The sequence below is a fragment of the Stappia sp. genome (assembly GCF_048261845.1).
GTDB lineage: Bacteria > Pseudomonadota > Alphaproteobacteria > Rhizobiales > Stappiaceae > Stappia.
The window spans coordinates 1-7,806 of the sequence record NZ_JBLXFR010000106.1 but is presented as its reverse complement, the minus strand read 5'-3'; the positions used below and the strand labels follow the sequence as shown (position 1 = coordinate 7,806).

At 64.7% G+C, this 7,806-nt stretch carries 7 protein-coding genes; 6 read left to right on the top strand and 1 reads right to left on the bottom strand.

Annotated elements, in window-relative coordinates:
* The 6 genes from ACN0T5_RS21020 to ACN0T5_RS20995 all read left to right on the top strand — a co-directional run.
* On the top strand, window positions 1–2,066 hold a 2,066-nt coding region (locus ACN0T5_RS21020; protein WP_417770562.1), incomplete at its 5' end, for an FAD-dependent oxidoreductase.
* Window positions 2,067–2,068: 2 nt separating this feature from the next.
* A complete protein-coding gene (gene argE / locus ACN0T5_RS21015) occupies window positions 2,069–3,223 on the top strand; it encodes an acetylornithine deacetylase (RefSeq protein ID WP_417770561.1) in 1,155 nt (384 codons plus the stop codon).
* A gap of 94 nt (window positions 3,224–3,317) precedes the next feature.
* Window positions 3,318–4,409, top strand: coding sequence for an ABC transporter ATP-binding protein (locus tag ACN0T5_RS21010; protein ID WP_417770560.1), 1,092 nt, complete (start codon window positions 3,318–3,320; stop codon window positions 4,407–4,409).
* 71 nt (window positions 4,410–4,480) lie between these two features.
* On the top strand, window positions 4,481–5,338 hold the full coding sequence (locus ACN0T5_RS21005; protein ID WP_417770559.1) for an ABC transporter permease: 858 nt from the start codon (window positions 4,481–4,483) through the stop codon (window positions 5,336–5,338).
* Window positions 5,338–6,144: an ABC transporter permease gene (locus tag ACN0T5_RS21000; RefSeq protein ID WP_417770558.1), complete on the top strand. Its 807-nt coding sequence runs from the start codon at window positions 5,338–5,340 to the stop codon at window positions 6,142–6,144. Before ACN0T5_RS21005 ends, ACN0T5_RS21000 begins: the two co-directional genes overlap by 1 nt.
* Window positions 6,145–6,161: 17 nt before the next feature.
* Window positions 6,162–7,199 (top strand): extracellular solute-binding protein, encoded by a 1,038-nt coding sequence (locus ACN0T5_RS20995; protein WP_417770557.1) that lies wholly within the window; start codon window positions 6,162–6,164, stop codon window positions 7,197–7,199.
* Window positions 7,200–7,308: 109 nt separating this feature from the next.
* On the opposite strand, the gene ACN0T5_RS20990 is transcribed toward ACN0T5_RS20995, so the two are convergent.
* Window positions 7,309–7,806 (bottom strand): ABC transporter substrate-binding protein (locus ACN0T5_RS20990; RefSeq protein WP_417770556.1); only part of this gene is annotated, 498 nt, incomplete at its 5' end.

Here is a 7,806-nt window from a genome sequence, read left to right as displayed (position 1 = left end):
GCGATAAACGCTATGACATTCTGTTCGAGCCGATGGACATCGGCCCGGTCACGGCCAAGAACCGGTTCTACCAGGTGCCGCATTGCAACGGCGGCGGCTATCGCGACCCCTCGGCGGCGGCCGAGGTGCGCGGCATCAAGGCCGAGGGTGGCTGGGGCGGGATCTTCACCGAGCAATGCGAAATGCACCACACCTCGGAAATCACCCCCTTCATTGAGCTGCGCCTGTGGGAGGACAAGGACATCCCGCAGCTGCGCAAGATGGCCGAGAAGATGAAGAGCCATGGCGCGCTCGCGGGTATCCAGCTCGCCTATTCCGGCATCAACGGGCCAAATCTCTATACCAAGGAGGTGCCGCTGGCGCCTTCGGCCATGCCGATCCGCACATTTACAAACGACCCGGTGCAGGCCCGTGCGATGGACAAGCAGGACATCCGCGATCTGCGCCGCTGGTTCGTCAATGCCGCGAAGCGGTCGAAGGCCGCCGGGTTCGACCTGATCTGCCTTTACGGCGCGCATGGGTTCGGCATCTTCCAGCATTTCCTCAGCCGGGCCACCAACCAACGCAGCGACGAATACGGCGGCAGCCTGGAAAACCGCGCGCGTTTCGTGAACGAAGTCGTGGCCGACATGCGCGACGCGGTGGGCGACACGATGGGGCTGACCCTGCGCGTAAGCCTTGACGAGACCATCGGCGAGCTGGGCTTTTCCAATGCCGAACTGCGCGAGTTCATCGAGATGAACCGCGATCTGCCCGACCTCTGGGACCTGGCGCATGGCAGCTGGGAGGATTGCTCTGGCCCGTCACGCTTTAAAGAGGAGGCGGCGCAAGAGCAGCTGGTGCGCGGCATCCACGAGTTGACGGAAAAGCCCATCGTCGGCGTCGGGCGCTTCACCTCGCCCGACGTGATGGCCCGGATGGTGCGCAGCGGCACGCTGGATTTCATCGGCTGCGCGCGGCCCTCCATTGCCGACCCTTTCCTGCCGAAGAAGATCGAGGAAGGCCGGATCGAGGACATCCGCGAATGCATCGGCTGCAACATCTGCATCACCGGCGACATGACCATGTCGATCAGCCGCTGCACCCAGAACCCGACGTTCATGGAAGAATGGCGTAAGGGCTGGCACCCGGAAAAGATGAACGCCAAGGGCGACAGCTCCAACGTGCTGATCGTCGGTTCTGGCCCTGCGGGACTCGAGGCCGCCTGGGCGCTGTGCCGGCGCGGCTATGACGTGGCGATGGCCGAGGCCAAGACCGAGATCGGCGGGCGCGTGCTGCGCGAGGCGGCGCTGCCCGGCCTGTCGGCCTGGGGGCGGGTGGTTGACTATCGCCAGTATCAGCTTTCGCAGCGCGCGAACGTGGAGATCTATCTCGACAGCGCGCTCGACGCCGATAGCATTCTCGAATTCGGGTTCGAGAACGTCTGCATTGCCACCGGCGCGACATGGCGCCGCGACGGCGTCGCGCGCCAGCACGTGACACCGATGCCGATTGCCGAGGGCGCGGCGGTCTACACGCCGGACGACCTGATGGATGGCACGCTTCCCGAAGGCAAGATCGTCCTCTTCGACGACGATCACTATTACATGGGCGGTGTGCTGGCGGAATTGCTGGCCCGGAACGGAGCCGATGTGACACTGGTCACGCCCTCTGCCTTTGTTTCGGACTGGACCAACAACACGCTGGAGCAAATCGCCATCCACCCGCGCCTTGTCGAGGCGGGGGTGGAAATCGTGCTCAATCGCGGGATCACCGAGATCGGCGTGGACCATGTCATCAGCAACTGCGTCTACACCGGGCAGACGCAGCGGTTTGACTGCGACGCCGTGGTGATGGTCGCCTCGCGGCAAGAGAACCGTGGACTGTTCGACGATCTGAAGGCGCGTGAGGCCGATTGGACCGATGCCGGCATCCGCTCGGTCGAGATCATCGGCGACGCCAACGCGCCCGGACCCATCGCCTGGGCAACCTATGCAGGCCACCGCTACGCGCGAGAGCTGGACGCGCCGGATATCGGTGATGATCTGCCGTTCCGCCGCGAGATCACGGAACTGGCGGTGGACTGAACATGGGCACCGGCGAGACAGTGGAGATTCTCGACCGGCTGGTCGCCTTCGATACGGTCAGCGCGCGGCCGAACCTCGGGATCATCGACTACATCCAGGCGTTCCTTGAAGAGCGCGGATTCGACGTGCATCGCCTGGCCGCGCCCGATGGTGACAAGGCGGGGATTTTCGCGAGCCTCGGGCCGCCGGGGCGCGGGATACTTCTGTCGGGGCATACCGACGTAGTGCCCGTCGAAGGCCAGCAATGGAGCCGCGATCCGTTCCGCCTGACCCGCGAGAACGGCCGGCTGTATGGCCTCGGCACCACCGACATGAAGGGCTACCTCGCCGCGATGCTGTCGCTTGCCGACCGCGCGGCGGGGGCCGATCTGCAAGAGCCGCTGAAGCTGGCGTTTTCCTATGACGAGGAAGTCGGCTGCGTCGGCATCCAGCAGATGATCGACCAGCTTGCCGGCACCATCGGCCTGCCGCGCGCCTGCCTGGTGGGCGAGCCGACCGAAATGCAGGTCGCCATCGGCCACAAGGGCAAGGCGGCGCTGAATGCGGTGTTTCACGGCGAGGCCGGACATTCGGCGCTGGCGCCGAAGTTCACCAACGCGCTTCACCTCGCCGGCGAGTTCATGGGCGCTTTGCGCGCGCTTCAGAATGCGCTGGCCGAGGGCGGCGCGCGGGACTCCGCTTATGACATTCCCTATTCCACCGTGCATGTGGGCAAGCTTTCGGGCGGCACGGCGCTCAACATCGTGCCGGACCGGGCCGAGATGACATTCGAATTCCGCCACCTCGCCGCCGACGCGCCGAACGATCTTTTCGCGCGTATCAAGGCCGCGGCGGCGGAAGTCGCCGGCAGGCACAGGGGCGCCCGCATCGAACTCACCGTGGCTAACGCCTACCCCGGGCTTAACGTGGCGCCGGACAACGCTGTCGTCGCCCTCGCTGGGAAACTCGCGGCCAGCGATCGCACCACCAAGGTGGCCTTCGGCACCGAGGCCGGTGTCTTTGCCGGGCTCGGAATCCCCACGGTGGTCTGCGGCCCGGGCTCCATGGCGGGCCAGGGCCACAAGGCCGACGAATACCTTGCCGAGGCGCAACTTGCCGAATGCGATGCGATGATGAGCCGCGTGCTGGACGTGCTCCGCGGCGAGGATCCGCGTTAGGAAAAGGCTAAGCCACGATAAGCAACACGGTTCTTCTGGCGCGTTCCCAGCCCGCATAGTGTCGTCGCAGACTGGCAACAGAGAAGGTTTCCCCTTGCCCGACGACAGACAGATCGCCATCGACGTCCGCCAGGCGGTCAAGCGATACGGGGATTTCACCGCGTTGAAGACCGTGTCCCTGTCGATCTTCGACAACGAGTTTTTCACGCTTCTCGGGCCTTCGGGCTGTGGCAAGACGACGCTGCTCCGGATGATCGCCGGATTCGAGGGGATCACCGAGGGCGCGATCCACCTTTTCGGCGAAGACATCGTTTCGCTGCCGCCCAACAAGCGGCCGGTGAACACCGTCTTCCAGAACTACGCGCTCTTCACCCATATGACCGTGCTCGACAACGTGGCCTTCGGGCTGGAGATGCGCGGCAAGTCCAAGAGCGAGGCGCGCAGCCGCGCCGGCGAGATGCTCGAACTGGTGCAACTTGAGGCCTTCGCCAGCCGCAAGCCCACGCAGCTGTCCGGTGGTCAGCAGCAGCGGGTCGCCCTGGCCCGGGCGCTGGCGCCCCAGCCGCGGGTGCTGCTGCTGGACGAGCCGCTTTCGGCGCTCGATCTCAAGCTCCGGAAGGCGATGCAACTGGAGCTGAAGCACCTGCAACGCGAAACCGGCATCACCTTCATCTTCGTCACCCACGACCAGGAAGAGGCGCTGACAATGTCTGACCGGATCGCCGTGATGTCCGCCGGCGAGGTGCAGCAGCTTGGCCAGGCGCGCGACATCTACGAGAGGCCACGCAACACCTTCGTGGCCGATTTCATCGGCGAGACCAATCTGCTGGACGTCTCGGTCGACCGGATCGACGCGGGCCGCGCGACCTGTCACCTCGGCGGCGGGCACGAGTTGACCTGCGCCGCGGTCGAGGGTGTCGGCGTCGGGGCCAACGTGCATCTGTCGGTGCGTCCCGAACGGCTGTTCATCTCGGAGGCGCCGGCCGGCGCCGAGGCGCTGGAGGCCACGGTAAAGGAGAACATCTTTGTCGGCACCGATATCTCGACCCTCGTCGATCTCGCCGACGGGCCGGGGTTCACCGTGCGCACCTCCAATTCCGACCGCGGCAACAAGCGCATTTTCGAGCCGGGCAGCCCGGTTTTCGTCAACATGGAGACGGGGGCCGCGCGCCTCCTTGTCGACTGATGGCAGGCGGGGCGGCAAGCGGCGGCAGCGCCACGACCGACACCTATAGAGAGGCCCGGACATGGCTGCTCTTGCCGGCGTGGGCGGTGCTGGGCGTGATGGTGCTGGTGCCCGTCCTGCTGATGCTGGTCTATTCCTTCCTGACCAAGGAATTCCGCGGCGGCGTGATCTGGGAACCTAGCCTCGCAGCCTATGACCAGTTCTTCTGCTCCCGCGGGCTGTTCGGCGACGAGCCCTGCACGATCGAATGGACCTATATCGCGATCTTCTGGCGCTCGATCTGGCAGGCCGGGCTGGCGACGTTGCTGAGCCTTCTGATCGGCCTGCCCACCGCCTACTACATCGCCACGCGGCCCGCAAAGACGCGCCCGCTCTGGGTGTTCCTGATCACCATTCCCTATTGGGTCAATCTGCTGATCCGCACCGTGTCGATGAAGTTCATGCTGCGCGACAACGGGCCGCTGAACGACGTCCTGCTGGGCCTCGGTGTGATCGACAGCCCGCTGACCATCGTCAACACCAACTTCGCGGTGCAGATGGGCCTGTTCTATTCCTACCTGCCGTTCATGGTGCTGCCGATCTATGCCAGCGTCGAGCGCTATGACTTCAACCTGAGCGAGGCCGCCGCCGACCTCTATGCCTCCAAGCTGACGACCCTGCGGCGCATCCTGTTGCCGGCGGTGAAACCCGGCGTGATCGCGGGCTGCATCCTCGTCTTCGTGCCGTCCCTGGGTTCGTTCCTGGCACCGGATCTGCTGGGCGGGGCGCGGAACTTCATGATCGGGTCACTGATCGAGGAGCAGTTCAAGGGCAACGCCGGCAACTGGCCCTTCGGCGCCGCCGCCTCGATGATCCTGCTGACCATGGTGCTGGTGCTGCTGCTGATCTTCGCCCGCCAGCAGGCGAAAGCGCAAAAGGGGGCCGGGTGATGGCGCGCGGCTACGACATCAAGAGCTTCACGGGCTTCTTCCCGATCACCGTGCTGTGCCTCGTGGTGCTCTACGCGCCGCTTCTGGTGGTGACGATCTATTCGCTCAACGACAGCAACTCGATCACCAACTGGGAGGGGCTTAGCCTGCGCTGGTACGCGGAAGTCTTCATCGGGCCCGAAAGCGCCAAGTTCAAGCGGGCGGCGTGGAACTCGTTCACCATTGCCATCCTCGCGGCGACCACGGCCACGGTGATCGCCACCCTCGCGGCGACGGGCATGATCCGGGGCGGCCGGTTCCGGGGGCGCAACCTGTCGCTGGGTCTGATCGGCCTGCCGATCATGGTGCCCGAGATCGTGCTGGCGGTGGCGACGCTGATATTCTTCAACACAGTCGGCTTCACCCGCGGCTACCTGAGCATCCTGCTTGCGCATATCGCCTTTTGCATTCCCTTTGCCTACCTGCCGATCTCGGCCCGGATGCAGGGCATTTCCGACAGCCTCGAACAGGCGGCGCTCGACCTCTACGCGACCAAGCGCCAGGCCTTTACCCGCATCCTGCTGCCGCTGATGATCCCGGGAATATTCTCGGGCTTCCTTTTGGCCTTCATCGTCTCGCTCGACGATTTCCTGATTACGAACTTCGTCAAGGGCGCGGGCGTCGAGACGCTGCCAACGGCGATCTTCGGGTCGGTCAAACAGGGGATCAAGCCCAACATCATGGCGATCTCGACGATGCTGCTGGCGCTGTCGGTGGTGCTTGTCAGCCTGTCCTACGTCATCAGCCGAACTGACAAGACCCAATGACCAACAAGGAGAGAACGATGAACAGACTGCTGAAATCCGGTGTCGCCGCGCTTGCGTTGGCAAGCCTTGCCAATGCCGCCGCCGCCGAGGGGAAACTGGTGATCTACCACTGGTTCGAATACATGCCGCAAGAGCTGCTCGACAAGTTCTCGCAAGAGCATGACGTCGAGGTCGTCATGGACACCTACGATTCCAACGAGGCGCTGCTGGCCGCGCTGAAGGCCGGCGGGATCGGCACCTACGACATCGCGGTGCCCGGCGACTACATGGTCAAGATCATGGCCGACGAAGGCATGCTCGGCACCATCGAAGAGGGCGAGTTGGCCAACAAGGGCAATATCGCGGACGAATGGGCCGATCCCGGTTTCGACCCTGGGCGCAAGAGCTCGATCCCTTACCAGTGGGGCTCGACCAGCTTCGCAGTGAACCGCGACGTCTACGACGGTGCAATCGACTCGACCGATATCCTGTTCAACCCGCCGGCAGAACTCTCCGGCAAAATTAACGTGCTCGACAGCCAGGGCGAGGTCATGGCGATGGCCGCGCTGCACCTCGGGATTCCGCAATGCTCCTCCGACCGTGACCAGTTGAAGGCGTTGAACACGATGCTGCAAGAGGCCAAGCAGCACTGGGTCTCGTTCAACTCCGACACCGCGAAAGAGGTGCTGGTCTCCGGCGACGCGGCCGCGGGAATGATCTATGACGGCTTTAGCGCCAAGGCCCGCGAAGAAGGCGCTAACGTCGAATACGCCTTCCCGAAGCAGGGCTACATCGCCTGGATGGACAACGTCGTCCTGCTGAAGGATGCGCCCAACCGCGACAACGCGCTCAAGTTCATGGACTTCCTGCTGGAGCCCGAGAACGTTGCCGAGCTGACCAACTGGACGCGCTACGGTGCCGGGGTCGATGGCGTGGCCGACATGCTCGACGAGGAATTGCGCACATTGCCCGAGGCCAACCCGCCCGAGGGCGCCGGCAAGGCCGTCTTTATCGAGGCCTGCTCGCAGGAGGTTCAGGAGGTCTACGACACGATCTGGACAAACCTCAAGAAGTAAGGCCTAGGGTCAAGGACGCCGGGGCGGGTGCTGTCAGCGCCCGCTTCGGCGCAACAGGACAAGGCAGAGGCCAGGGGCGACCCGCAGGCCGTCCTGCGCCGCCACGGCTTTACCGGCGCGGGTCCCCGGGACGGAAGGTGTCTTCCCAGGCCTTCAGCAGCCGCGCCCGGCGGTTGGCGTCCAGCGCGACCAGCAGGACCGGTGACAGCGGCAGAAGCCGTCGGGCACTGGGGGTCAGCCCGGTCTCGGCCGGGTCCATCTCGGTGATCAGCCCGGCTTTGGTCAGCAAGGCCCGGCCCTCGTCGCCCAGCAGGAATTCCAGCAAGCGCGCCGCCGCGGCCTTCTGCGTCGCGTCCTTTGGGATCATGTAGGCGCGCGACAGTACCAGCGTGTAATCCTCGGGCAGGATGACGCCGACCTCGGGCGCGGCGGCGCTGGCCACGTAGGAGCCGAGCACGTTGTAGGCGATGAGGTAGCGGCCCCGCGCGACGCCGGCGATGATCTCGGCAGAACAGCAGGTGGCGACTGCGTCGACACGGGCGAAACTCTCGAGCAGGGCGCCGAAAGTCGTCGCTTCGAGGCTGTCGCCATAGGCGAAGAGGTAGCC